This window comes from Nocardiopsis sp. CC223A (assembly GCF_030766825.1).
Lineage (GTDB): Bacteria > Actinomycetota > Actinomycetes > Streptosporangiales > Streptosporangiaceae > Nocardiopsis.
This window is the reverse complement of the sequence record NZ_JASFDV010000094.1, coordinates 1-25,889: the sequence shown is the minus strand read 5'-3', so window position 1 is coordinate 25,889 and position 25,889 is coordinate 1. Positions and strand designations below refer to the sequence as shown.

At 72.2% G+C, this 25,889-nt stretch carries 21 protein-coding genes; 10 read left to right on the top strand and 11 right to left on the bottom strand.

All coding sequences use genetic code 11. The features are described 5' to 3' along the window. Nucleotides 1–398 precede the first annotated feature (398 nt). The 3 genes from QJS33_RS26945 (at nucleotide 399) to QJS33_RS26935 (ending at nucleotide 3,527) form a co-directional block, all read left to right on the top strand. A complete protein-coding gene (locus QJS33_RS26945; protein ID WP_306370886.1) occupies nucleotides 399–1,025 on the top strand; it encodes a hypothetical protein in 627 nt (208 codons plus the stop codon). Nucleotides 1,026–1,098: 73 nt separating this feature from the next. Then, nucleotides 1,099–1,440, top strand: a complete 342-nt coding sequence (locus QJS33_RS26940) for a hypothetical protein (protein WP_306370885.1) — start codon at nucleotides 1,099–1,101, stop codon at nucleotides 1,438–1,440. A 290-nt stretch (nucleotides 1,441–1,730) separates the two neighbouring features. Further along, a complete protein-coding gene (locus QJS33_RS26935) occupies nucleotides 1,731–3,527 on the top strand; it encodes a carbohydrate-binding module family 20 domain-containing protein (protein WP_306370884.1) in 1,797 nt (598 codons plus the stop codon). Between the two features lie 59 nt (nucleotides 3,528–3,586). On the opposite strand, the gene QJS33_RS26930 is transcribed toward QJS33_RS26935, so the two are convergent. Further along, entirely contained in the window at nucleotides 3,587–4,162 is a 576-nt protein-coding gene (locus QJS33_RS26930) for a M15 family metallopeptidase (protein ID WP_306370889.1), read from the bottom strand. 194 nt (nucleotides 4,163–4,356) lie between these two features. Here QJS33_RS26930 and QJS33_RS26925 point away from each other — a divergent pair, with 194 nt between their 5' ends. Together QJS33_RS26925 and QJS33_RS26920 are read left to right on the top strand one after the other, a co-directional pair. Further along, nucleotides 4,357–5,031, top strand: coding sequence for a response regulator transcription factor (locus tag QJS33_RS26925; RefSeq protein ID WP_306370883.1), 675 nt, complete (start codon nucleotides 4,357–4,359; stop codon nucleotides 5,029–5,031). After that, nucleotides 5,028–6,146 carry a HAMP domain-containing sensor histidine kinase gene (locus tag QJS33_RS26920; RefSeq protein ID WP_306370882.1) on the top strand — a complete coding sequence of 373 codons (1,119 nt, stop codon included), beginning with the start codon at nucleotides 5,028–5,030 and terminating at the stop codon, nucleotides 6,144–6,146. The genes QJS33_RS26925 and QJS33_RS26920 overlap by 4 nt, the downstream gene beginning before the upstream one ends. A gap of 193 nt (nucleotides 6,147–6,339) precedes the next feature. Here QJS33_RS26920 and QJS33_RS26915 read toward each other — a convergent pair whose 3' ends face one another. Together QJS33_RS26915 and glnA are read right to left on the bottom strand one after the other, a co-directional pair. Continuing rightward, entirely contained in the window at nucleotides 6,340–9,381 is a 3,042-nt protein-coding gene (locus QJS33_RS26915) for a bifunctional [glutamine synthetase] adenylyltransferase/[glutamine synthetase]-adenylyl-L-tyrosine phosphorylase (RefSeq protein ID WP_306370888.1), read from the bottom strand. Nucleotides 9,382–9,597: 216 nt separating this feature from the next. Next, nucleotides 9,598–11,022 (bottom strand): type I glutamate--ammonia ligase, encoded by a 1,425-nt coding sequence (glnA, locus tag QJS33_RS26910; protein WP_306370881.1) that lies wholly within the window; start codon nucleotides 11,020–11,022, stop codon nucleotides 9,598–9,600. A 329-nt stretch (nucleotides 11,023–11,351) separates the two neighbouring features. On the opposite strand from glnA, the gene QJS33_RS26905 reads away from it, so the two are divergent. From QJS33_RS26905 to QJS33_RS26885, 5 genes are all read left to right on the top strand, one after another. Continuing rightward, nucleotides 11,352–11,816 carry an RDD family protein gene (locus QJS33_RS26905; RefSeq protein ID WP_306370880.1) on the top strand — a complete coding sequence of 155 codons (465 nt, stop codon included), beginning with the start codon at nucleotides 11,352–11,354 and terminating at the stop codon, nucleotides 11,814–11,816. A 156-nt stretch (nucleotides 11,817–11,972) separates the two neighbouring features. Then, the gene (locus QJS33_RS26900) at nucleotides 11,973–13,415 is read left to right on the top strand and encodes an LCP family protein (protein WP_306370879.1); all 1,443 of its coding nucleotides are present in this window, start codon (nucleotides 11,973–11,975) and stop codon (nucleotides 13,413–13,415) included. 221 nt (nucleotides 13,416–13,636) lie between these two features. Then, nucleotides 13,637–15,040, top strand: a complete 1,404-nt coding sequence (locus tag QJS33_RS26895) for an LCP family protein (protein WP_306370878.1) — start codon at nucleotides 13,637–13,639, stop codon at nucleotides 15,038–15,040. Nucleotides 15,041–15,173: 133 nt separating this feature from the next. Then, nucleotides 15,174–15,821: a DUF2975 domain-containing protein gene (locus QJS33_RS26890; RefSeq protein WP_306370877.1), complete on the top strand. Its 648-nt coding sequence runs from the start codon at nucleotides 15,174–15,176 to the stop codon at nucleotides 15,819–15,821. After that, the gene (locus tag QJS33_RS26885; protein ID WP_306370876.1) at nucleotides 15,821–16,063 is read left to right on the top strand and encodes a helix-turn-helix transcriptional regulator; all 243 of its coding nucleotides are present in this window, start codon (nucleotides 15,821–15,823) and stop codon (nucleotides 16,061–16,063) included. The genes QJS33_RS26890 and QJS33_RS26885 overlap by 1 nt, the downstream gene beginning before the upstream one ends. Nucleotides 16,064–16,147: 84 nt before the next feature. On the opposite strand, the gene QJS33_RS26880 is transcribed toward QJS33_RS26885, so the two are convergent. From QJS33_RS26880 to QJS33_RS26845, 8 genes are all read right to left on the bottom strand, one after another. Further along, nucleotides 16,148–16,867 carry a DUF4191 domain-containing protein gene (locus QJS33_RS26880; protein ID WP_306370875.1) on the bottom strand — a complete coding sequence of 240 codons (720 nt, stop codon included), beginning with the start codon at nucleotides 16,865–16,867 and terminating at the stop codon, nucleotides 16,148–16,150. 230 nt (nucleotides 16,868–17,097) lie between these two features. Continuing rightward, nucleotides 17,098–18,045 carry a lipoyl synthase gene (gene lipA / locus QJS33_RS26875; RefSeq protein WP_306370874.1) on the bottom strand — a complete coding sequence of 316 codons (948 nt, stop codon included), beginning with the start codon at nucleotides 18,043–18,045 and terminating at the stop codon, nucleotides 17,098–17,100. 87 nt (nucleotides 18,046–18,132) lie between these two features. After that, nucleotides 18,133–18,840 (bottom strand): lipoyl(octanoyl) transferase LipB, encoded by a 708-nt coding sequence (gene lipB, locus QJS33_RS26870; RefSeq protein WP_306370873.1) that lies wholly within the window; start codon nucleotides 18,838–18,840, stop codon nucleotides 18,133–18,135. Between the two features lie 9 nt (nucleotides 18,841–18,849). Beyond that, entirely contained in the window at nucleotides 18,850–19,782 is a 933-nt protein-coding gene (locus QJS33_RS26865) for a TIGR01777 family oxidoreductase (protein WP_306370872.1), read from the bottom strand. A 617-nt stretch (nucleotides 19,783–20,399) separates the two neighbouring features. Next, nucleotides 20,400–20,969 (bottom strand): NADPH-dependent FMN reductase, encoded by a 570-nt coding sequence (locus tag QJS33_RS26860; protein WP_306370871.1) that lies wholly within the window; start codon nucleotides 20,967–20,969, stop codon nucleotides 20,400–20,402. A gap of 140 nt (nucleotides 20,970–21,109) precedes the next feature. Continuing rightward, entirely contained in the window at nucleotides 21,110–22,474 is a 1,365-nt protein-coding gene (sucB, locus tag QJS33_RS26855) for a 2-oxoglutarate dehydrogenase, E2 component, dihydrolipoamide succinyltransferase (RefSeq protein ID WP_372339721.1), read from the bottom strand. A gap of 106 nt (nucleotides 22,475–22,580) precedes the next feature. After that, nucleotides 22,581–23,957: a dihydrolipoyl dehydrogenase gene (lpdA, locus tag QJS33_RS26850; protein WP_306370870.1), complete on the bottom strand. Its 1,377-nt coding sequence runs from the start codon at nucleotides 23,955–23,957 to the stop codon at nucleotides 22,581–22,583. A 120-nt stretch (nucleotides 23,958–24,077) separates the two neighbouring features. Then, nucleotides 24,078–25,586 (bottom strand): leucyl aminopeptidase, encoded by a 1,509-nt coding sequence (locus QJS33_RS26845; RefSeq protein WP_306370869.1) that lies wholly within the window; start codon nucleotides 25,584–25,586, stop codon nucleotides 24,078–24,080. Nucleotides 25,587–25,889: the final 303 nt, after the last annotated feature.

Below are 25,889 nucleotides of genomic sequence, written 5' to 3'. Positions count from 1 at the left end.
GGCCCCGCGCGGCGGCGACGGGCACGGCGTTCGGCGCGGGCCCGCCGCCGGGCCGTGGCGCGGTGTTCCATCCGGCGGACGTCCTCCTCGGTCAGGGGCGGGTTGTGGGTCAGGAACAGTGCTTCGTGGTACACGGTCTCCTCCTCGGGCCGGGACCGGGTGCCCCGTTGATTCCACGATCGCTCTGAGGAGGCGGTCGCCGCATCGGCAGAAATCCCCGTTCGCGGCGGTGTCCGGCGGTCTTAGGGGTTCTTAGTCGCCTGGGATGTCTTATCCGGGTTCGGTACCCGGGGATCCCGGTCCGGGGACCCCGCCCGGCGTGTCACACATGGTGATTTCACATGTGCGCATAGTTGTCTTGAGTGGTGTCGTGACCACACGGACGGAAGGCGCGGATGATGGACGGGATCGAGGGCGGCCGACGCGGCCGCCGACTGGCGGCCGGGATGGCCGCCGTGGTGGGTGCCGGCCTGGTGGTCTCGGCCCCGGCGGCGCTCGCCGATGTCGGCCGGGCCGCGTACGCCCCGTCGGCCGCGGAGCCCCCGGAGGCCTTCGTCGGGCTGTCCCTGGCGGTGGAGGGGGAGGCGCCGCTGCCCGGGCACGAGATGGTGCTGCGGGCGACGGTGGCCAACGGCGACCCCGGCGGGGCGGTGAGCGGCGCACAGCTCGCCCAGCACGTCCCCGACGACCTGGAGGTCCTGGACGTGGGCGCCGGCGGGGTGCTGGAGGGCGGCATCGTCAACTGGCGGGTGGACGTGCCCGCCGGGGGTGAGCGGGACTACACGGTGCGGGTCCGGGTGCGGGAGGACGCCCAGGGGGCGGAGCGGCTGATGACCACGGCCTGCCTGCTGCTGGACCGGAACGCCGACCCGACGGCGTGCGCCAGCGACACGGTCGTGGTGGCCCCGCCGACGGTGCTGTCACGGGTGTCGGAGGCGGTGGACGGCGCGCTGTTGACCCGGGTGGTGGGGGCGGCCCTGCTGGTGGGGCTGGGGTGGTTGGTGTGGCGGCGCCGGGTGGCGTGAAGTCCATCCGATCGTTACGTCAGGGTGTCAGAAAAAATCCCATCAGTACTACACGCGGTAGTAGTCTAGGGCCATGGACATCCTCTACTCCGCGCTCGTCTTCCTGCACATCATCGGCCTCGCCGGCATCATCGCGGGCTTCCTCATGCAGCTCATGACCGACGACCCCAGGTCGACCAAGGTCCTGCTGCACAGCTCCCTGCTCCAGCTCGTCACCGGTCTGCTCCTGGTGGGCGTGGCCGAGATGGCCGACCTGGGCGACCTGGACCACATCAAGATCGGCGTCAAGCTGGTCGTCGCCCTGGCCGTGGTGGTGGTGGGCGTGCTGAACCTGCGCAGGCCCGCCAAGAACCTGGCGATCATCGCCGGTGTGCTCGCCATCGTCAACATCGGCGTCGCCGTCTTCTGGGGTTAGGACCCGGCCGGTCCCCGACCGGCGCCGGCGCGGAGCCCGTGGTCCGCGCCGGCGCCGGTTTTTCTTTACCCGTGGTGCAAGTTCTTGCGCGAGCGCGGTCGGTGACGCGACGTGGCCGGACGCGATCGCCGCCGGTCCCGGCCCTCGCGGGGACCGCGTCCCATTTTGACGCGCGGGTCGTGCTCTATTCACAAAGCCGCAACAGGCCGGTAGTGTGCTCGACATCACGCAATTTCTTGCATATAACGCAAGACCATGCGTGACCCCCCGCAAGCGACCCTGGAGCGCCGATGCACCGACGCACCCCCCTGAAAGCGGCCGCCGCCGCGGCCCTGCTCCTCCTCCCCCTGACCGCCCTGCCCGCGTCCGCGGCACCCCTGCCCGCCTCCGCGGAGGCCACGGCCGCCCCGACCACTCCCAACGACGAGACCCTCGTCCAGCTCTTCCAGTGGAACTGGGACTCCGTCGCCGCCGAGTGCGCGGACTTCCTCGGACCCAACGGCTTCTCCGGGGTCCAGGTGTCCCCGCCCCAGGAACACGTGGTCATCCCCTTCGCCGAAGGCGGCGACCACCCCTGGTGGCAGGACTACCAGCCCGTCTCCTACCGGCTCGACAACACCCGGCGCGGCACCGCCGCCGAGTTCGCCGCCATGGTCGCCACCTGCCGCGACAACGGTGTCCGCGTCTACGTCGACGCCGTGGTCAACCACATGACCGGCGACGGCGACGGCGTCGGCAGCGCGGGCACCTCCTGGGCCAAGTACGACCACCCCGACCTCTTCGGCGACGGCACCGCCTCCTACGACCACGACGACTTCGGGCCCTGCTACGAAGAGATCGCGAACTGGAACGACAAGGAGGAGGTCCAGAACTGCCAGCTGGTGGGCCTGGCCGACCTCGACACCGCCGACCCGCAGGTCCGCGGCCACATCAAGCGCTACCTCAACGGGCTCATCGACCTGGGCGTGGGCGGCTTCCGCGTGGACGCCGCCAAGCACGTCCCCGAAGCGCACATCGCCGACATCTTCGGGAACCTGAACACGGTGCCCGGCTTCGGCGGCGCCCCCCGCGTCTTCCACGAGGTCTACGGCGACGCCACCGTCCCCTACACCGCCTACGCCCCCTACGGCGAGGTCACCAACTTCGACTACCAGCGCGACGTGGCCGGGAAGTTCAAGGACGGGAACATCGCCGGGCTGGCCCGGCTGCCCGACTACGGCGGGCTGACCTCGGAGCAGGCCACCGTCTTCATCGACAACCACGACACCCAGCGCTACCACCCGACCCTCACCTACAAGGACGGCGACCGCTACCACCTGGCGGCCGCGTTCATGCTCGCCCACCCCTACGGCACCCCGGTGGTGACCTCCGGCTACGACTTCGGCGACAACGTCACCGAGGGCCCGCCCAGCATCGGGAACGTCGAGGGCAACCCGGCGGGCTGGATCACCGAGGACACCGACTGTTCCACCGGCGCCTGGGTCTGCTCCCACCGCCACCCCACCGTCGCGGGCATGGCCGCCTTCCGCACCTCCGCCGGCGACACCCCCCTGGTCCAGCGGGCCACCGACGGCGACGGGCGCCTCGCCTTCGACCGCGGAGCGCGCGGCTTCGCGGCCTTCAACGCCACCGGCGACGTCTGGCGGCTGACCGCCGACACCTCCCTGCCCGACGGCACCTACGACAACGCCGCGGGCGGCGGCGCCGCCACCGTCTCCGACGGCCGCGTCACCGTCCAGGTGCCCGCCGACGGGGCCGTGGCCCTGCACGTCGACGGCGAGTGCGAGGACGACTGCGGCGGCCCCGACCCGGGCACCGGGGACCCCCTACAGGCGATCGTCCACACCAACTGGGGCCAGGAGGTGTACGTGGTCGGCTCCACCCCGGAGCTCGGGTCCTGGAACCCGACCCAGGGGGTGAAGCTGTCCACCGACGCCGCCACCTACCCCACCTGGTCCGGCACGGTCACCATCGGCGCCGGCACCGAGTGGAAGCTCGTCAAGATCGACGGCTCCGGCAACGTGGAGTGGGAGACGGGTTCCAACCGGATCGGTCCCGCCACCGACGTCACCTGGGACCAGCGCTGACCTGAGGGCCCTCTCCGACCGGCGCCCCCGTGCCACGACTCCTCCGGCACGGGGGCGCCTCAGCGCTTCTCGGAGGCGTCGGCGATCGGGGGCGGGCAGGGCTCGCCCGGCTCGACGGCCAGCTCGTAGTGCCACATCTCGTTGGCGTAGGTCCGACACAGCCCGTACCCGTGCCCGAACCGCGAGAACCAGTCCGCGGCGTTCGTGTACCCGATGTCCACGGCGTCGCCGCTGACGTGGGCGGACTCCTCGGGGGAGGCCACCCACCGGCGTGCCTCCTCCTCGCTGCGGTGCTCGCGCAGCGCCTCCTCCCACAGGTGCTCCTGGTAGCGCTCGCTGCGCCAGCCGCCGGTCACGATCACCACGTCGACCCCCGCGTCCAGGGCGTCCGCCGCGGCCTCCTGCACCGCCTCCAGCAGCTCCGGGTCCAGGCCGGTCAGCGCGGGCACGTCGGCGTCGACCTCCAGCCCCTCACCCACCGGCACGTACCCGTCCTCCTCGGTCAGCGGCCCGGACCCGCCCGGCAGGTCCCACATCCGGCTCGCGGTGTCCGTGCCGCCGTCGCCTCCCGGGGCCGCGCAGCCCCCCGACACCAGCACGGACGCCACGGCCGCGGTCGCCGCCCAGCGGTGCACTGTGTTCAACGAACTCCCCCTCGTCCGGAGCCGGACCCGGTGCCCGGCCTGCGGGGCCACACCACCAAGAGGGCCGTTGCGTCCGTGTCGGGTGATCGCGCAACACTTCCGCAACCCAACGTTTCCGCAACAGGCGCGCTCCTAGACTCGGGGCCGAGCGGGTCCGGGGGAGTCCGCCGCAGAAGGGGGACAACATGCGCGTACTGGTCGTCGAGGACGAGCCCTACATGGCCGAGGCGCTCCAAGCGGGCCTGCGCCAGGAGGCCATCGCCGCCGACGTCGCCCTGGACGGAGAGCAGGCGCTGGAACGCGTCGCCGTCAACGACTACGACGCCGTCGTCCTGGACCGCGACATCCCCGGCGTGCACGGCGACGACGTGTGCGCCGTCCTGGTCCGCGACCACCCCGGCACCCGGGTCCTCATGCTCACCGCCGCCGGACGGCTGCGGGACAAGGTCGACGGGTTCTCCCTGGGCGCCGACGACTACCTCACCAAGCCGTTCGCACTGGAGGAGCTGGTGGTGCGCCTGCGCGCACTGGCCCGCCGCCCGGCCGCCGCGGTCGGCCCGGTGCTCCGGGTCGGCGACCTGCGCCTGGACCCCTACCGGCGGGAGGCCCACCGGGGGGCCCGCCCGCTGCGGCTGCCCCGCAAACAGTTCGCCGTCCTCGAACTGCTCATGCGCGCCGACGGGGCCGTGGTCACCGCCGAGACCCTGTTGGAGAAGGTGTGGGACGAGCACGCCGACCCCTTCACCAGCGCGCCCCGGGTCGCGGTCTCCCACCTGCGCAAGGCACTGGGCGCCCCCGACCCCGTCGTCACCGTCCCCGGTGTCGGCTACCGCCTGATCGACCCCGGGCGGGAGCGGTGAACCGGGTGCCGCAGCGGCGCCCGGGACTGCCGGTCAGCGCCCGCCTGCGCCTCACCCTGGGCTACGCCGCCTTCCTGGTCGTGTCCGGGATGGCGGTCCTGGCCGGGGTGTACATCGTGGTCCGCTACATCCCCGACTACCCGCTGACCACCGCCGACCCCAGCGTGACCCACGTCAACATCACCTCCCGGGGCCAGATCGTGGAGGCCCTGGTGGACGTCACCCTGTGGGTGCTGCTCGCACTGGCCGTCATCGGCCTGGCCGGCGGCTGGTTCCTTGCCGGGTGGGTGCTGCGCCCCCTGCACCGCATCGACGCGGCGGTCCGCACCGTCGCCACCGGCCGCCTGGACCACCGCATCCGCCTGACCGGGCCCGACGACGAGTTCCGGCGGCTGGCCGACGCCTTCGACCACATGCTCGACCGGCTCCAGGACGCCTTCGCCGTTCAGGAACGGTTCGCCGCCAACGCCTCCCACGAACTGCGCACCCCGCTGGCGATCACCGCCACCATGCTCGACGTCGCCCGCCGCGAACCCGGCCACGACCCCGTGTTCGACCGGCTGGGCGAGGTCAACGCCCGCGCGGTCGCGCTCACCGAGGCGCTGCTGCGGCTGGCCGACGTCGACGCCGTCACCGCCGCCGCCGAACCCGTGGACCTGGCCGACCCCGTCCGCCGCGCCGTCGCCGAGGCCTGGGAGGAGGCCGGTCGACGCGGCGTCGACCTGCGCCTGGACGCCGCGTCGGCGCCGGTGACCGGGGACGCCGAACTGCTGCTGCGGCTGGCCGACAACCTCGTGCGCAACACCCTGCGCCACAACGTCGGGGGCGGCACCGCCACCGTCTCCGTCGGCCGTGCCCCGGACGGGTCCGCGGTGCTGCGCACCGAGAACACCGGGCCGGTCCTGGACCCGGAGACCGTCGCCCGGCTCACCGAGCCGTTCCTGCGCGGGCAGGGCCGCACCCGCCGCGGCGGCGAAGGCCACGGGCTGGGCCTGGCCCTGGTCTCCCGGGTCGTGGACGTCCACGGCGGAACCCTGGACCTCGTCGCGCGCCCCGGGGGAGGACTGGCCGTCACCGTCGTCCTCCCCGCCCGGTCCCAGGCCGTGTTCTTGTGAACCTCCGCGTCGCTTCGGTTCGTGCGATGCGCCTTTCGAGGGCGGGAACCTTCGGCCCTGTGCCGGCGTCCTCGCCCGCCCGTCGCCCACCACCGCCCTCAACGGACGGCCTTCGGCCACGGGCTTTTCCTCGAAGACGCCTCCCCCGGGCCTCCAGAACCCCGCCGGCGCATCGCGACCCCCAAAGCAGGCCCTAGTCGTCGTAGAACACCCGCTCCATCACGGCCCGCGCCCGGCGGGTCGTGCGCAGGTACGCCTCCGTCAGCTGTTCGGCGGGCCCCTCCCACAGGCCCTCCTCGTCCTGGGCGCTGCGGCAGCCCATGGCGGCGGCCAGCGCCGCCCGCACCCGCAGGTCGGTGGGCAGCGAGTCGCCGCCCCGGCCGCGCACCAGCATCACCATGCCGCGCACCCGCGAGGCCAGCCGCCAGGCCTGTTCCAGGACGGCGCCGTCGTCGGCGGCCAGGAACCCGTGGGCGACCGCCACCTCCAGCGCCTCCAGGGTGCCGGTGGTGCGCAGGTCCGGATACTCGTGCGCGTGGCGCAGCTGGATCAGCTGGGCCACCCACTCCACGTCCGACAGCCCGCCCCGGCCCAGCTTGGTGTGCAGGGTCGGGTCCGCGCCGCGCGGCAGCCGCTCGGCCTCCATGCGCGCCTTGAGCTTGCGGATCTCCAGCACCGACGGGGAGTCGATGCCCCCCACCGGGTAGCGGATCGGGTCGATGAGCGCGGTGAACGAGGAGCGCAGCTCCGCGTCCCCGGCCACCGGCCGGGCCCGCAGCAGCGCCTGGCTCTCCCACACCTGCGACCAGCGGCCGTAGTAGGCGGCGTAGGAGTCCAGGGTGCGCACCACCGGGCCGCTCCTGCCCTCCGGCCGCAGGTCGGTGTCGACCTTCAGCGGCGGCTCGGCCGCGGGCATCTCCAGCAGCCGCGCCAGCTCCCGGACGACCGCCGTCGCCTGCCGGGTGGCCGCGGTGGTGTCCACCCCGGGCAGCGGGTCGTGCACGTACATGACGTCGGCGTCGCTGGCGTAGGTCAGCTCACCGCCGCCGAAGCGGCCCATCGCGATCACGCACACCCGGGTCAGCTCCTCGCCGTCGGCCTCCAGGACCCGGGCGGTGGCCACCCGCAGGGCGGCGTCGATGGTCACCGCGGAGATGTCGGTGAGGGCCGCGCCCACCTCCTGGACGTCGGAGACCTCCAGCAGGTCGGCGGCGGCGGTGCGCAGCAGCTCGCGCCGGCGCAGCGCCCGCACCGCCGACACCGACTCCTCGGCGGTGTCGTAGCGGCGCAGCGCCGCGTCGGCCTCGGCGGCCAGCACCTTGGGGTCGCGGCGCACCAGTTCGGCGTCGTCGGCGAGCATCCTGATCGCGTCGGGGGCGCGCAGCAGCAGTTCGGTGACGTAGCGGCTGGTGCCCAGCAGCCACGCCATGCGCTCGGCGACCCGGACGTCGTCGCGCAGCAGCCGCAGGTACCACGGTGTGGTGCCCAGGGAGTCGCTGACCTGGCGGAACCCCAGCAGCCCGGCGTCGGGGTCGGGGGCGTCGGAGAACCAGCCCAGCATCACCGGGAGCAGGGTGCGCTGTATGGCCGCGCGCCGGGACACGCCCGAGGTCAGCGACTCCAGGTGGCGCAGCGCCCCGGCCGGGTCGGCGAACCCCAGCGCCTCCAGGCGGTCGCGGGCCTGCTCGGGGGACAGGCGCGCCTCTTCGCCGGGCAGCTTGGCGACGGCGTTCAGCAGCGGCCGGTAGAACAGCTTCTCGTGCAGGCGGCGCACCTCGGCCGCGACCTTGCGGCGGGCCTCGGTCAGCTCCCGCACCGGGTCGGCGACGAAGCCCAGGGCCCGGCCCAGCATACGCAGTTCCGCCTGCCCGTCGGCGGTCCCGCCGTCGGGCATCAGGTGGGTGCGGCGCAGCCGCTCCAATTGCAGCAGGTGCTCCAGCCGGCGCAGGAACCGGTAGGCGTCGGCGAGCCCGGCGGCGTCCCGGCGGCCCACGTACCCGTGCTCGGACAGGGCGGCCAGCGCCACCAGGGTGGTGCCCGACCGCAGCCGGTCGTCGGCCCGCCCGTGGACCAGCTGGAGCAGCTGCACGGAGAACTCGATGTCGCGCAGGCCGCCCGGGCCCAGCTTGAGCTCCCGGTCGGCCTGCCCGGCGGGGATGTGCTCCAGCACCCGGCGGCGCATCGCCTGCACGTCCTCGACGAAGTCCTTGCGCGCGGACGCCTGCCACACCAGGGGCGTGATGACGTCCATGTAGGCGCGGCCCAGCTCCGCGTCCCCGGCGATCGGCCGGGCCTTGAGCAGGGCCTGGAACTCCCAGGTCTTGGCCCAGCGCTCGTAGTAGGCGCGGTGTCCCGACAGCGGGCGCACCAGCGGGCCGTTCTTGCCCTCCGGGCGCAGCGCCGGGTCCACCTCCCACAGGGTGCCCTCGGCGTCGGTCTCGACGGGCACCCGCATCATGGCGGTGGCCAGCCGGGTCGCCGAACGCATCGCCGCCTGGTCGTCCACCGGCTCCCCGCCCTCGGCGGCCCCGGCGGGCTCGGCCACGAACACCACGTCCACGTCGCTGACGTAGTTGAGCTCACCGCCCCCGCACTTGCCCATGCCGATGACGGCCAGGCGGCAGCGGGCGGCGTCCTCGGGGTGCTCGGCGCGGGCCACCGCCAGCGCGCCGTCCAGCAGGGCCGCGGCCAGGTCGGCCAGTTCCGCGGCGACGGTGTCCACGGTGACCAGCCCGGTCAGGTCGCGGCCGGCCAGCCGCAGCACGCGGCGCCGGTAGGCGACGCGCAGCGCGTGGCGCAGCCCGGCGGCGGAGCGGGTGCCGGAGAGGTCGGCGGCCGGGGCGGGGGAGTGGGGGTCGGCGCCCACGGTGTGCAGCAGCCCCCGGCGCAGCTCCTCCGGCTCGGGGGTGCGGGCGGCGTCGGCGCCGCGCAGCTCCCGCCAGTCGCCGGGGTGGCGCACCAGGTGGTCGGTGAGGGCGGAGCCGGTGCCCAGCACCCGGCACAGCCGCTCGCGCAGGGCGGAGTCCTCGCGCAGGGCGTCGCGCAGGACGTCCGGGTCGGGGTCGCTCTCCAGGACCCGGATGAGCCCCAGCAGGGCCTGGTCGGGGTCGGGCGCCGCCGCCAGGGAGTCGATCACGGCCGTGTCGGAGGGGGAGTCCAGCCCCGCCCCCGTCAGCAGCCGCAGGGCCCGCGGGCTGTCACTGAAACCGCGCCGTGCGAGCGCGCCTGCCGTCATGGTGTCCATTCCGTCCCTTGCCACGCGTCAACGGTAGCCGCACGGTCGGGGGCCGACCGCACGGTGAGGGCCGGAACACCTCCACGCGCTCCCGTCGTTGGGTTCGCCCAGGGATGGTCCGGAACCGGGTCGGGGCCGGTATCCGATCGGATACCGGCCCCGGTCAGGAGCGGCGCGCCGCACGGGCGCGTCACTCCGCAGAGCTGTGGCTACGGCCTAGATGTCGTAGTAGAGCTCGAACTCGCGCGGGTGCGGGCGCAGGCGCAGGGAGTCGATCTCCTCGGTGCGCTTGAAGTCCACGTAGGTCTCCAGGAGGTCCTTCGTGAACACGCCGCCCTCCAGGAGGAACTCGTGGTCCTCCTCGACCGCGTTGAGCGCGTCGTCCAGCGAGGCCGGGACCGTCTTGATGGCCTTGGCCTCGGCCGGCGGCAGCTCGTAGAGGTCCTTGTCCACGGGCTCCGGCGGCTCGATCTTGTTCTTGATGCCGTCGATGCCGGCCATGAGCATGGCGGAGAAGGCCAGGTACGGGTTGGCCGACGGGTCCGGCACGCGGAACTCGATGCGCTTGGCCTTGGGGTTGGAGCCGGTCAGCGGCAGGCGGATGCACGCGGAGCGGTTGCGCTGGCTGTAGACCAGGTTGATCGGGGCCTCGTAGCCGGGCACCAGGCGGTGGTAGGAGTTCACCGTCGGGTTGGTGAAGGCGAGCAGCGCCGGGGCGTGCTTGAGCAGACCGCCGATGTAGTAGCGGGCCGTGTCGGACAGCTGGCCGTAGCCGGACTCGTCGAAGAACAGCGGCTCGCCGTCCTTCCACAGGCTCTGGTGGCAGTGCATGCCGGAGCCGTTGTCGCCGAACAGCGGCTTGGGCATGAAGGTCGCCGTCTTGCCCGCCTCGTTGGCGACGTTCTTGACGATGTACTTGTACAGCTGCACGCGGTCGGCCTGCTGGAGCAGGGTGCCGAACTTGACGCCGATCTCGGCCTGGCCGGCGGTGCCCACCTCGTGGTGCTGGAGCTCGACCTCCAGGCCCGCCTCGATGAGGGTGCGGACCATGGTGGAGCGCAGGTCGCTGTAGTGGTCGACCGGCTCGACGGGGAAGTAGCCGCCCTTGTAGCGGGGACGGTAGCCGCGGTTGCCGCCCTCCAGGGAGGAGCCGGTGTTCCAGGCGCCCTCGATGGAGTCGATCTCGTAGAAACCGGTGTTGGACCGGGTCTCGAACTTGACGTCGTCGAAGATGTAGAACTCGGCCTCGGGGCCGAAGAAGGCGGTGTCGGCGACACCGGAGCCGCGCAGGAACGCCTCGGCCTTGCGGGCGACGTTGCGCGGGTCGCGGCTGTACGACTCCAGGGTGAGGGGGTCGTGGACGAAGAACGTCATGTTCAGCGTCTTGTACTTGCGGAACGGGTCCAGGACGCCGGTGCTCAGGTCGGGGAGCAGCAGCATGTCGGACTCGTGGATGGCCTGGAAGCCCCGGATCGACGAGCCGTCGAACATCTGACCGTCGGTGAACGTCGACGCGTCGACGTTCTCGGTCGGGAGGGTAACGTGGTTCACGCCTCCGAACAGGTCCGTGAAACGGACATCGAGGAACTTGACGTCCTCGTTTCGGATGAAAGCGAGCACCTCGTCGACGCTGCTGAACAAAACGAACCTCCGTGCAGGTGGCTGAGACGACCGGATCCGCGGGCCGCCCCATCGCGGACGCGGCGGATCGACGCGGTGTCTCCCGGCTTCGCTGACGAAGCTAGGAGCGCGGGATTTCCATGCCGTGTCTCCATTGTTTCCTGCATGTTACGGACTCCGGTGTTTTCGCAGACCATCCCGCCTGACCCGGTGATTCCGGCGTGTACAGGGCGAAAACGGGGCACCCGGGACCCGGGTGTGGTTCGCGCCACGGTGTCCGCGGGCCCGGGGGCCGCCCTGTTCGGGCGACCCGGGACGGGACCGCGCGCGGCGGTGGATACCGTGGTGGCATGAGCAAGGACAGGGCAGTGGCCGACGACGACTTCCGCTACCGCGGCAACCGGCTGGGCCTGCCCGAGCACGGCCCCGACTCGGTGCCCGGGGTGGGCCGCCGGCTGACGGGGCTGCTGCTGGACTGGCTGCTCGCGCTGCTCATCGCCGCGGGGCTGCACTCGGTGGGCGTCGTCGGCGCGGGGGTCGCCGACGAACAGCAGGCCACCACCCTGATCGGCAACACCGCCCTGGTGGTGTTCGCCGCCATGAACATCGTGCTGCTCACCCTGTTCGGCACCTCGGTCGGCCGGCGCCTGGTCGGGGTGCGGATCAAGGCCACCGGCGAGCGCTCCTGGCCGTGGTTCGCCTCCATGACCGTGCGCACGCTCCTGCTGTGCCTGGTCATCCCGGCCGTCATCTACGACCGGGACACCCGTGGCCTGCACGATCGCGCCGCGGGCACCGTGGCCGTCCGCTTCTGAGGGTTCCGGACCAGGTCGCGGGTGGATTCACCGCACCTTGGATGCTGTTAACATCCGATTCGCGGTCACACCGTCCCGGGACGGTGTGATCCCCTCATCGGACGCCTCGCGCCCCCTCTTCCCTCCCGGGCCTCACCGCACCCCTCGAAGGTTCGCATGGCTGGAAAACGCTCCGCCCCACGCCCCGCCGGCGTCCTGGACGCCGTGCGCCTTTCCGCAGGGCAGTGGGTCGCCTGCGCGGTCACCGCGCTGTCGATCGTGGGGAGCCTGGGCGGCTACCTCTGGTACCAGGGCATCGCGAACAACATCACGACCGCCCAGGTCGACACCGACGAGTGGGACCGGCCCATCAGCGTCGAGGGGGTCATGAACCTCCTGGTCATCGGGTCGGACGTGCGCTCGGGGGAGAACGCGGACTACGGGGAGGCCGAGGGCGAGCGCCCCGACATGATGCTCATCGCCAGCATCAACGTCGACCGCGGCGCCGTCACCATGGTCAACCTGCCCCGCGACCTGGTCGTGGACCTGCCCGGCTGCGAGGCTGTCGAGGGCTACCAGGGGATGAGCCCGCAGAGCGGCATGATCAACTCGGCGATGACCTTCGGCGGCGTGGGCTGCCAGTGGAACGCCGTCGAACAGGTCACCGGGGTCCACCTGGACCACTTCGTCATGATGGACTTCACCGGGTTCAAGGACATGGTGGACGCGGTCGGCGGCGTGCAGATGTGCATCCCCGCCCCGATCGAGGACCCCAAGGCCCACCTGACCCTGGAGGCCGGGGAGCAGACCCTGGACGGTGAGGACTCCCTGGGGTACGTGCGCTCCCGCTACGGCCAGGGCGACGGCAGCGACCTGTCCCGCATCGAGCGCCAGCAGCAGTTCATGGGCGCCATGCTGCGCCAGGTCCTCAGCAGCGAGGTGATGACCAGCCCGCTGGCCATCACCAACTTCCTCAACGCGGTCACCGAATCGGTCACCGCCGACGACGGGTTCACCGTCGACACGATGACCGACATCGCGATCTCCATGCGCGAGGTGGACCTGAACAGGATCCAGTTCGTCACCGTGCCCAACGGCCAGCACCCGGCCGACCCCAACCGCCTGGCGCTGAGCCAGCCCGCCGCCTCCGAGCTCTTCGCGGCCATCAACTCCGGCGCCGACCTCTCCGGGGGAGAGGACGAAGAGGGCGAGGAGAAGGGCGACGGGGAGGGCGGCGCCGCCGAGAGCGGACCGGACCCGGCCGACATCTCCCTGGACGTGCTCAACGGCACCGGGATCGAGGGCCTGGCCGCCCAGGTCGCCGAGCGGCTGGCCGCCGACGGGTACACGGTGAACGGCACCGGCAACCCCCAGGTCCGCATCCCCGCGGTCACGACGGTCTACTACGCGCCCGGCCAGGAGGCCGCCGCCGAGCTGCTGGCGAAGTCGCTGGAGACCGCGGCCACCGAAGAGGCCGCCGGGCTCACCGGCACCCTCGAACTGGTCATCGGCCCGGACTGGACCGGGTTCGAGGGCGAGGAGGAGGACGCTCCGGAGCTCTCGGTCACCGAGGACCTGGGCGGGATCACCGCCGAGGAGAAGCCCGAGAACGCCTGCTGATCCGCAGGGGACATTCCGGTCGAATGGGTTCGTTACCCTTACTTGACCGAAACCCGACCTTCCGCGTACCGTGCGGTAGCGTTCGGCCGTGATCCCGTCGTGACCCCCGGGCGTGCACGGGAGACCGGACACCCCCTTACCTTGTCCCCGAACGGATCGCAGGTGCCCTCTTGGCTCCCAGACACGTGTCCAGAACGGCGAAGTCCACGGCGAAGGCGTGGATGTCCCCGGGGCAGTGGGTGGCCTGCGGTCTGACGGGCGTGTTCATCGCCGCCAGCCTGGTCGGCTACGCGGGGTACCGCGACGCCCTGGCGGTGCAGACCGAGGACATCGACACCGACGCCTGGGGGGAGCGCCCGGCGCGGGTCGAGGGCATCCACAACATCCTGCTGCTGGCCACCGACGAGCGGGCCGGGGAGGAGGCCGCCTTCAACGAGGCCAACGGCATCCGACCCGACGTCCTGGTCCTGGTCAACATCGACGTCGACAAGGGCGGGGTGACCATGGTCAACATGCCCCGCGACCTGATGCTCCCGATGCCCGGCTGCGACGCCACCGAGGACGCCCCGGGAGTGGCCGCGGGGACGGTGGACCAGCTCAACCACGCCATGGTCTACGGCGGTATGGACTGTCAGGCCAAGACCGTCGAGGACTTCACCGGCGTCCACCTGGACCACATGGTGCTCGTCGACTTCGCCGGGTTCGAGGGGATCGTCGAGGCCATCGGCGGGATCGACATGTGCATCCCCGAGCCGCTCCAGGACCCCAAGGCCAAGCTCGACCTGCCCGCCGGGGAGCAGACCCTGGACGGTGGCCAGGCGCTGGCGCTGGCCCGCTCCCGGGAGACCACGGAGAACGGCAGCGACCTGGACCGGATCAAGCGCCAGCAGCAGTTGATCGGCGCGATCCTGCGCAAGGTCACCACCGGCGAGGTCATGTCCAGCCCCGCCACGCTCTACGACTTCTTCGGCTCGGTCACCGACAGCATGACCGTCGACGGCGGGCTCACCACCGACAAGATGGTGGAGCTGGCCGTCGCCATGCGCGAGGTGGACCTGGGCCGGATGAACATGGTGATGGTCCCCGTCGACAACTACGTCAACGACGACAACAAGGTCCAGCTCCGGGAGCCGGACGCGTCGGAGCTGTTCGCGGCGGTCGCCGCGGGCGAGGCCACCAAGCCGGAGGAGAAGGAGGAGACGCCGGACGAGGCCCCCGAGGAGGCCCCCGAGGAGTCCGTCTCCCCCGCCGACGTCTCGGTGTACATCGTCAACAACCAGGGCACCCAGGGTCTGGCCGGGCAGGTGGAGCCGCTGCTGGCCGGGCTGGGCTTCACCGTCACCGGGTCGGGCAACCCCACCACCCGGGCCCCGCAGCAGACCACGGTCTACCACGCGCCCGGCGAGGCGGCGCAGGCGCAGGCCGTGGCCGACGCCCTCGTCAGCGGTGCGCAGATCGAGGAGGCCGCCGACCTGTCCGGCTCGGTGGAGCTGGTCATGGGCGCCGACTGGCAGGGCGTCGTCTTGGAGGGCGCGGAGGGCGCGGAGGGCGGCGAGGAGTCCACGGACGATCCGTTGGCCGGTCTCTCCGGCACCTCCGCCGACGAGAGCGTCGACTGCGGCTAGGGGCCGCACCCGCATACCGCAGGGCCCCGGGACGCCGCACGGCGCACCCGGGGCCCTGTTCGTGGAATCCCCTTGGCCCGAGCGGACTTATCGTTTATCGTTAATATCGATAAACGATAAGAAGGAGAGGAACATGCCGAAGACGACCCCCTTCCGCTGGAGCCGGGCCGACTCGCTCGCCCTGCGCCTGCTGCTGGGCGGTTTCCTCGCCCTCCAGGCGGTCCACGCGGTCGTTCTGCTGCTCTGGATCCCGGGGGGCCTGCCCGCCGGCACGCTGGGGCTCAACGTCCTGCGGCACTGGCTCCCGGCCGACACCGACCCGCTCCCCGCGCCGGTCGCCGTCACCGGTGGGGTGACCGCGCACACCGGGGAGGACATGGTCCTCGTGTTCCACGATCCCACGGCGGCCGAGCGTCTCCTGCTCGCCGTGCCCGGCCTGCTCGGGGTGGCGGCGATGCTCCTGGTGGCCTTCCTCCTGCTGCGCATGGCCGGGACCCTGAGCGCTGGCGACCCCTTCGTCCCGGCCAACGTCCGCCGGCTGTACGCGATCGCCCTGACCGTGATCATCGGCGCCCTGTCCGTCCCCTTCGTGGAGGCGTTCACCGGAATGCTCCTCCAGGACGGCGTGGTGGAGTCCCGGGCACCGGTCCTGTTCGCCTTCGAGGTGACCTTCGGCGGCACCACCGGGGCCCTGCTCCTGGCCGGGTTCCTGCTGGCGGGGCTGGCCGAGGTGTTCCGGCGCGGCGCACAGATGCGCAACGACGTGCGGGGGCTGGTCTGATGCCGCCCGAGGAGGACGAGGGCGCCGACATCGTCGTCCGTTTGGACGAGGTGCTCGCCGCGCGCGGGATCACCCTCACCGAACTGGCCGCCCGGGTCGGGATCACCGTGGTCAACCTGTCGGTGCTCAAGAACGGCCGGGCCCGGGCCATCCGGTTCAGCACCCTGGCGGCCCTGTGCCGGGAGCTGGGCTGCCGCCCCGGCGACCTCATCGACTACGCGCCCGCCGCGGACCGGACCTGAGCAGGGCCCCGCACACGGCGAGGGGCGCGCACCGGACGATTCCGGTACGCGCCCCCTCGTGCGTGTCAGGAGGTTCCGGCGCGGTCAGGCGCCGCTCTGGCCGCGCAGGCCCCGGGGCACCTTGGCGTTCTTGGGCATCGGCCCCTTGGGCATCTGCATCTTGGCGGGCAGCGCGCGCAGCCGGTAGTTGAGCTGCGTGACGTCCTTCTTGTCCAGGGTGCGCGGCAGCTTGACCAGCGTGCGCTGGAGCTTGGCCAGCGGGACCTGGTCCTCGCCGTTGCCCACCTTGTAGTCGTAGATGGGGGTGTCCAGGGCCACCCGGGACACGCGCTTCTTCTCCGAGGCGATGAGCGACTTCAGGCGGTTCGGGTCGCCCTCGCCGACCAGGACGACGCCGGGGCGGCCCACCACCCGGTGCACCACGTCCTGCTGGCGGTTGGCGGTGACCGCGAACTCGGTCGTCCAGTTGCCGCGCATGTTGTCCAGGATCGCCGCGCCCGCGCCGATCTGGCCGTCGAGGATCTGGTACTGCACGCGCTGGGCCGAACGGGTGAAGATGATGAAACCGGCCAGCAGCGCGATCGGCAGGCCGGTCAGCGGCCACAGGATCCAGGAACCGGTCCAGATGCCGATGACGACGAACACCGCGAGGACCAGGACCGCGACCCCGGCGGCCAGCGGGATGCTGCGCGGGCTCTGGCGGTGGACGACCTTGGCGACCATGCCGATCTGCTTGAGCCGGCCGGGCTCCTTCTTGTCCTTGCCCTGGGCGGGTGCTGTGCTCTCGGAACCCTTTTTCGCCATCGTGCTCTCAGGCAGCGGGCGCCGACGGACCGTCGGCGGGGACGGAGATCCCGAAGCTGCCTTGCCTCCTTCTACCTACGCGGTCGACTCATGCGGCGCCCTTCGGCGCCACCTGGCGGGGCGCCCTGTCGGACCCCCAGGATATGCGGCGGGACCCGGGTGCGCGGAACGGTGGCCCGAGGGCCACCGTTCCAGCTTGGTCACGACTCGGGCGAAAGGCCCGTTATGTACTACTTGGCCAGGGCGGCGGCCTCGGCGTCACGCTTCTCGCGCGCCTGCTGGTACAGGCGCCCGGCCCGGTAGGACGAACGCACCAGCGGCCCCGACATGACACCGGCGAAGCCGATCTCCTCGGCCTCCTCGCCCAGGTCCACGAACTCCTGCGGCTTCACCCAGCGGTCGATCGGGTGGTGCAGCTTGGAGGGGCGCAGGTACTGGGTGATGGTCAGCAGGTCGCAGCCCGCCTCGTGCAGGTCGCGCATGGCCTCGCTGATCTCCTCCCGGGTCTCGCCCATGCCCAGGATGAGGTTCGACTTGGTGACCAGGCCGTCCTCGCGGGCCTTGGTGATGACCTCCAGGGAGCGCTCGTAGCGGAAGCCCGGACGGATGCGCTTGAAGATCCGCGGCACCGTCTCCACGTTGTGCGCCAGCACCTCGGGACGGGACCCGAAGACCTCGGCCAGCTGGTCGGGGTCGGCGTTGAAGTCCGGGATGAGCAGCTCGACGCCGGTGCCCGGGTTCAGCTCGTGGATCTTGCGCACCGTCTCGGCGTAGAGCCAGGCGCCGCCGTCCTCCAGGTCGTCCCGGGCCACGCCGGTGATGGTGGCGTAGCGCAGCTCCATCGTCTTGACCGAGTTGGCGACCTTGGTCGGCTCCATCCGGTCCAGCGCGGTGGGCTTGCCGGTGGCGATCTGGCAGAAGTCGCAGCGGCGGGTGCACTGGTCGCCGCCGATGAGGAAGGTGGCCTCGCGGTCCTCCCAGCATTCGTAGATGTTGGGGCAGCCCGCCTCCTGGCACACCGTGTGCAGGCCCTCGGTCTTGACCAGTGAGCGCAGCTCGGAGTACTCGGGCCCCATGTGCGCCTTGATCTTGATCCACGGCGGCTTCTTCTCGATGGGGGTCTCGCTGTTGCGCGCCTCGACGCGCAGCAGGCGGCGGCCCTCAGGAGCGATGGTCAACGTGAACCCGTTCCCTTCTGTGCCCCGCGGACCCGGGCGCCCTGGTGAGGGCGGGGCCGTGCGGGGACCGGCTCATGGTGTGGTGTGTCATCCCTGGGCGGTGACGGGCTCGGACAGCAGTCCGGGACCGTCGATGTGGCTGTACTGGTGTGCGCCCAGGACGTCCGCCAGGTGGCGCTCCATCAGCGGTCGCACCTCGGCGACCGGGACGTCGCGCCCGATTTCGGCGGTGAGCGAGGTGACCCCGGCGTCGGAGATGCCGCAGGGGACGATCCGGTCGAACCACGACATGTCATTGTTGCAGTTCAGGGCAAGCCCGTGCATGCCGACCCCGCGGGCGATGCGGCAGCCGATCGCCGCGATCTTGCGCTCGATGAGTCCGCGGTCGGGGTCGGCGTCCAGCCACACCCCCGTGCGCCCCTCCACACGCCTTCCGGTGAGGCCGTACTCCGCGATGGTACGGATGATGGCCTCCTCCAGCATGCGGACGTAGGCGATCACGTCGATGGGGTCCTTGAGCCGCACGATGGGGTACACCGTGAGCTGTCCGGGGCCGTGCCAGGTGATCTTGCCCCCCCGGTCGATGTCCACGACCGGCGCTCCGGGGTCGGTGATGGGACGATCCCACCTCCCGGTGCGCTTGCCCGCCGTGTACACGGGTTCATGCTCCAGGAGGAGGACGGTGTCGGCCACCTCGTCGGCGACGCGGCGCTCGTGGAGCCGCTTCTGCAGGTCCCAGCCCTGGTGGTAGGGGACGGGGGTGGCGCCGAGCCATGCGTAAACGAGATCACTCACACATTCACTCTACGCCCCGGCGGAAGGCAGCGGTCGGGCCAGGATGTCGGATAGCGCACTGTCGATGGTGGGAAGTGTGAAGGAATAACCTTCCTTGATCAGGCGTTCGGGCCGCCCCCGCAGGTCGAGCAGGGCCGTCTCCTCCGCGTAGTCGCCCAGGGTGGCGCGCAGCGCCGTCGCCGGGACCCGCAGCAGCGCGGGGCGGTCCAGGGCGCGGGCCAGGGCCTCGGTGAAGGCGGCGTTGCTCACCGGCTCGGGCGAGCACAGGTTGACCGGTCCGGTGACGTCGGGCCGCTCCAGCAGGAACCGGATGGCCCCGACGGCGTCGCACATCGCGATCCACGTCATGTACTGGGCCCCCGAGCCGATCCGGCCGCCCAGCCCGGCCCGGTACAGCGGCAGCACCGACCGCAGGTAGCCGCCGGACCGGTCCAGCACCACCGCCATCCGCAGGTGCGCGGTGGAGATCCCGGCCTCGGCGGCCCCGGCGGACGCCGCCTCCCAGGCCTCGCAGACCCTCGCCAGGAAACCGGTGCCGGCCGGGTCGGCCTCGGTGACCACCCGGCCCCCGGTGTCGCCGTAGAACTGCATGCCGGAGGCCGCCAGCAGCCGCGGGGGAGGAACGTCCATGCCCGCCAGCGCCCGCGTCAGGGTGCGGGTCCCGCGCACCCGGGCCCGCCGGATCGCCTCCCGCCGTCCCCGGGGCCACGGCGCATGGCTCAGCGGCGCCCCCGCCAGGTGCACCACGGCGTCGGCGCCGTGCAGCGCCACCGTGTCCACACGGCCCTGTTCGGGACGCCACTCGGCCTCCTCCAACCGCGACCGGTAGACCGGCCGGGGTGCGTGCCGCACCATCCGCACGACCCGGTGCCCGTCGGCGAGCAGCGCTTCGACCAGTACCGCCCCGACGAGCCCCGAACTGCCCGTGATCGCCACTTTCATGCTCAGGTGTCTACCCGGCGCGGGAGCGAGTACCGGAGGGCGGGGTGCCCTTGTGGGGTCGCCCGGATTTTTTTCTCGGGGATTTTCGCCAAAGTCCTGCGCGGGGACCCCCGTGTCTTCTACTTTGAACGTGGGACATGGAACTCCGCGTCAACGCGGGGCTACCGTGGGCGACGCGCTGTCGGGCTGGCTGTCGCGTCCACCCAACAGACCTTTGATGATGGGGATCATCAGGGGATGGTGATTGGTGGGGTAGAAAGACGGGGCGGCACCGCGAGGTGCCGCCCCGTCCACGTGCGGGGGTGCCTTCCGAGGGGTTCGCGCGAGGTCGCCGGGGCGGCGGCGGGCACGCCACCGCCGTCGGCGGTCCGGTCTTCCGGCCGACGGGCAGGGGTGCGGTCCGACTCTGGGGGTCATGTGCCTCGGGCGGGGGTGCTCACCTGTCGGCGGTCACGGTATCGAGTCTCCACGACCCGACGATTCCCACGCCGTCGGCGGTCCGGTCTCCCGGCCGACCGGTAGGGGTGCGGTGCGGCCCTGGGGGTCATGTGCCTCGGGCGGGGGTGCTCACCTGTCGGCGGTCACGGTATCGAGTCTCCACGACCCGACGACCCCCATCAGGCGGGGTAGGGGCGGTGCCGCCGGGCCTCGCGCAGGGCCAGGGCCCACCAGGCCAGTTCGTCCAGCAGGAGCTCGGCCGCGGCGTCGGCGCCCGCCATCTCCGGGCGGGGGCTCCCGTCCGGGTCGAAGAGCGCGCCCGCGTTGTGCAGGCTCACCGTGTCGCGGATCGTCGCCACGTGCAGCTCGGAGAAGACCGTGCGCAGCTGCTCGATCGCACGCAGGCCGCCGGACATCCCGCCGTAGGAGACGAACCCCGCTGCCTTGCCGAACCACTCCCGGCGGGCCGAGTCGATCGCGCTCTTGAGCGGTCCCGGATAGCCGTGGTTGTACTCGGGGGTGACCACCACGTACCCGTCCGCGGCATCCACCCGGGGGCCGAAGTCCGCCAGCGGTGCGCCGTGCCCGTGCCCGTGCCGCTCGCCGACGGGCAGATCGGCCACGTCCAGGACGTCGACGTCCAGGTCCGCCCGGCTCCGGGCCAGGTCCACGAACCAGCGGGAGACCGCCGGCCCCGTGCGTCCGTTCCGGTTCGAGCCCAGGATCACCGCGATCCGCAGGTTGTCCATGTGTCAGGTCCTTGTGCCGTGCCGTCGATGCACCAACGCTAAAACCTCAACCGCGGTAGAGGTCAAGCGGATGTGAACGATCACGCCGAAGGGCCGGACACCGTGCGGTGCCCGGCCCTTCGGGGCGAAGCGGTGAGCGGCTAGGACAGGCCCAGCTCGCCCTCGAAGGCGCCCTCCTCCAGGCGGTCCTTGACCGTCATGAGGAAGCGGCCCGCGTCGGCACCGTCGATCAGGCGGTGGTCCACGGCCAGCGACAGGTACACCATCGAGCGCACGGCGATGACCTCGCCGCCCATGGCCGGGTCCTCGACCACGACCGGGCGCTTGACGACCGCGCCGGTGCCCAGGATCGCGACCTGCGGCTGGTTGATGATCGGGGTGCCGAACAGCGCCCCGGTGCCACCGGTCTCGGCGATGGTGAACGTGCCGCCGCCCAGCTCGTCCGGGCCCAGCAGGCCGGTGTGGGCCCGCTCGCTCAGGTCGGCGATGGTGGTGGCCAGACCGCTCAGGCCGAGCTTGCCGGCGTCCTTGACGACCGGGACCAGCAGGCCGCGCTCGGTGTCCACCGACACGCCCAGGTTCTCGACGTCGTGGTAGGTCACCTCCTGCTTGTCCGCGTCGATGAACGCGTTCAGCTTGGGGTGGAGGCGCAGCGCCCCCACCGTCGCCAGCGCGAAGAACGCGAAGAAGTCCGGCGCCGTTCCGCCCTGCTCGGCGGCCCGCTCGCGCAGCCGCGCGATCCTGGTGACGTCCACCTCGACGACCTGGGTGGTCGTCGCCGAGACGTGCAGGGACTCCACCATGCTGTCGGCGATGTACTTGCGCAGCCGGGTGAGCTTCTCGGTGCGCCCGCGCAGTGCCGCGTCGTCGCCCTGCTTGCGCGGGGCCGAGGACGGCGCCACCGGAGCGGCGGCGCGCGCGGCGGCGGCCTTCTGCTCCTCTGCGGCCTTGAGCACGTCCTGCTTGCGGATGCGGCCGCCCACGCCGGTGCCCCGGACGCGGCTCAGGTCCACGCGGTGCTCGGCGGCGAGCTTGCGCACCAGCGGGGTCACGTAGCCCTCGGTGCCGGTGTCGGTGCCCGACGGGCCGGTGCTGCTCAGGGTGCCGATGTCCACCGCCGGGGTCTCGACGGCCGGAGCGGGCGGCGCGGCGGCGGGCTCGGGGGCGGCCTGGGGCGCCGCGGGCTCGGCGGCCTTGGCCGGGGCCGCCGGTTCCGGCTGCGCCTCTTCGGCGGCCGGGGCCGCCGGGGCGGGAGCGGAGTCCCCGTCCGCATCGCCGATGACGGCGATCTCCGCACCGATCTCCACGGTCTCGTCCTCCTGGACGAGGATCTGCGTGAGCACGCCCGCGACCGGGGAGGGGATCTCGGTGTCCACCTTGTCGGTGGAGACCTCAAGGAGCGGTTCGTCGACCTCGACGGTGTCGCCCACGTTCTTCAGCCACTGGGTCACGGTCCCCTCGGTGACGCTCTCACCCAGGGCGGGCATGGAAACGGATGTCGGCATGGGTTCCTCGTTGGATATGGGCGCGGTGTCCTGCCCGATCCCGGTGATGGGCAGCGCGGATGTACGGCGGCGGGGGCGGGCCCGTCGGGCCCGCCCCCGGGTGCGGTCAGTCGTGGACGTGGAGCGGCTTGCCCGCCAGCGCGAGGTGCGCCTCGCCCAGCGCCTCCGACTGGCTCGGGTGCGGGTGGATGAGCTGGGCCACCTCGGAGGGCAGCGCCTCCCAGTTGTAGATGAGCTGGCCCTCGGCGATCAGCTCGCCGACGCGGCTGCCCACCATGTGGACGCCCAGCACGGGACCGTCCTTCTCGGCGATGACCTTGACGGCGCCCTGGGTCTGGAGGATCTGGCTCTTGCCGTTGCCCGCCAGGTTGTAGTTCATCTCGACGACCTCCAGTCCGCGTTCCTTCGCGGCCTTGGAGGTCAGGCCGACCGAGGCGACCTCCGGCTCGCAGTAGGTGACGCGGGGGACGCCGTCGTAGTCGATCGGGGCCGGGTTGAGGCCGGCGATGTGCTCGGCGACGAAGATGCCCTCGGCGAAGCCGACGTGGGCCAGCTGAAGGGTCGGGATCAGGTCGCCGACGGCGTAGACGTTCCCGACACCGGTGTGCAGGTTCTCGTCGACGGTGACGAAGCCGCGGTCCAGGGAGACGCCCTGCTCCTCGTAGCCCAGGCCCGCGGAGACGGGGCCGCGGCCGATGGCGACCAGCAGCACCTCGGCCTCCAGGGTCTTGCCGCCCTGGAGGGTGACGGTGACCCCGGAGTCGGTGGTCTTGACCGACTCGAAGGGGGTGCCCAGCTCGTACTTGATGCCCCGCTTGCGGAAGGCGCGCTCCAGCAGCTTGGAGCTGGACTCCTCCTCGACCGGGACCAGGTGCGGCAGGGCCTCGACGATGGTGACCTCGGCGCCGTAGGAGCGCCACACGCTGGCGAACTCCACGCCGATGACGCCGCCGCCCAGGACGACCACGGAGGCGGGGACGCGGTCCAGGCCCAGGGCCTGGTCGCTGGTCATGACCTTCTCGCCGTCGATCTCCAGGCCCAGGGTCTTGGGCTGGGAGCCGGTGGCCAGCAGGATGTTCCGGCCCTTGTAGACGGTGTCGCCGACGGTGACCTCGTCCTTGCCGGTGAGGCGGCCCTCGCCCTCGACGACGGTGATCTTGCGGGACTTGATCAGACCGGTGAGGCCCTTGTGCAGGCCGTTGACCACCTTGTCCTTGTACTTGTGCACGGCCTCGATGTCGATGCCCTCGAAGGTGGCCTTGACCCCGAAGTTCTCGCTCTCCTTGGCGGAGTCGGCGACCTCGGCCGAGTGCAGGAGGGCCTTGGTGGGGATGCAGCCGCGGTGCAGGCAGGTGCCGCCGAGCTTGTCCTTCTCGATCAGCACGACGTTCATGTCGAGCTCCGCGGCGCGCAGTGCCGCCGCGTATCCGCCGCTGCCGCCGCCCAGGACGACGAGGTCGAAGGTGCCGCCGCTCTCACTCACGGGAACGAACTCCTTGTTGTGGTGGCTGGTGATTCCGGTGGGTCCGCGGCTCGGGGGGAGGGGACCGCGGTCGGGGCGGTCGGCGCGGGCTCAGGGAGCGCCGTCCGCCCCGGGGTCGGGCTATTCGGCGTAGGACTCCGCGATACGGACCAGGGTCCGGGTGCCGGACCCGGTGCCGCCCTTGGGGGTGTACCCGTGCGGGCCGCCCTGGTTGAAGGAGGGGCCGGCGATGTCGAGGTGGGCCCACTTGACGCCCTCGCCGATGAACTCCTTGAGGAAGACGCCGGCGGAGAGCATGCCGCCCCAGCGCTCGCCCGCCACGTTGGCGATGTCGGCGACCGCGGAGTCCAGCCCCGCGCGCAGGTCGGCGGGCAGGGGCATCGGCCAGGCGGCCTCGCCCTCGGCGTCGGCCGCGGCGACGACCTGTTCGCGCACCTCGTCGTCGTTGGCCATGACCGCGAACACGCGGGTGCCGAGCGCGACCAGCTGGGCGCCGGTCAGCGTGGCGATGTCGACGACCAGGTCGGGGTCGTCCTCCTGGGCGCGGACCAGGGCGTCCGCCATGACCAGCCGGCCCTCGGCGTCGGTGTTGAGGACCTCGACGGTCTTGCCGCCGTAGATGCTCAGCACGTCGGAGGGGCGCTGGGCGGTGCCGCTGGGCATGTTCTCGGCGACGGCCAGGTAGCCGACGACGTTGACCTTCAGGCCCAGGGCGGAGATGGCCCGCAGGGCGGCGAGCACGGAGGCCGCGCCGGCCATGTCGGACTTCATCCAGTCCATGGCGGTGGCGGGCTTGAGGGACAGGCCGCCGGAGTCGAAGGTGATGCCCTTGCCGATGAAGGCGACCGTGCGGGTGGCCTCCGGGTGGGTGTGGGAGAGGCGGACCAGGCGCGGCGGGTTGGCCGAGCCCTGGCCGACACCGGTCAGGCCGCCGTAGCCGCCCTCGGCGAGGGCGTGCTCGTCCAGCACCTCGATGTCCAGGCCGGCCTGCCCGGCGATCTCCTGGGCGGTCGCGGCCAGGTCCTCGGGGACCAGGTCGGAGGGGGCGGTGTTGACCAGGTCGCGGGTCAGCTCGACCGCGTCGGCCAGGACGTCGGCGCGCTCGGCCGCGGCCTGCGCGCCCTCGGCGCCGCTCACCAGCAGCAGTGCGAGGTCGGCGACCTTCTTCTCGGCCTTCTCGCCGGTGCGGTAGCGGTCGAAGGAGTAGGCGCCCAGGCGGGCGCCCAGGGCGACGGCCCCGGCCTCTTCGGCGGTGTCGGTCGGCAGGGCCAGCGCCACGCGGCCGGCGCCCTCGGGGCGGGCGGCCAGGGTGCGCAGCGCGGCACCCGCGGCGCGGGCGAGGGTGTCGGTGTCGACCGGGCCGTCGGCGGGCTTGTCACCGAGGCCGACGGCGACGATCACCGGGGCGGCGACGGCCCCGAGGGAGGGAAGGGTGTGCACCTCCTCTGCGGCGCCGCTCGCTCCCAGGAGCGACAGGGTCTGGGCGAGGCCGCCGGAGAAGGCGGCGTCGACGTCATGAGCGCCCGACGCGGGCTCCGGGGCGTCGCCCCCGGAGTGGTAACCGACGACGAGGGCGTCGGCGTCGAGCGAACTGGGGGACTCCGTGTGTACTGACAACGTCGTGCTCACGTCCACGATGCTAGTCGCCCCGTGCGCCGGTCGGTGACGTGGCGCTCCGGCCCTTGAGGGGGCGCTGCGCGGGGGAGCGGCGGCCGGGGCCGGTCGGGGGGCGACCCCGGGCCGACCGGTCGGGGAGGGGGCCTCTGGCCGCCGGTGGGGCCGCCACAGGGGGGAGCGGCGGGCGGGTGGCGCGGTGCCCGGCGCGGCGGCCGGTGAAACGTGGTGTGAAAAAATGTGATGATGGCTACATCGGGTGCGTGTTGATATTACCGGCCGGTAGAAAACGCCTGGTGGTCACCGGGTCCCGGGTTC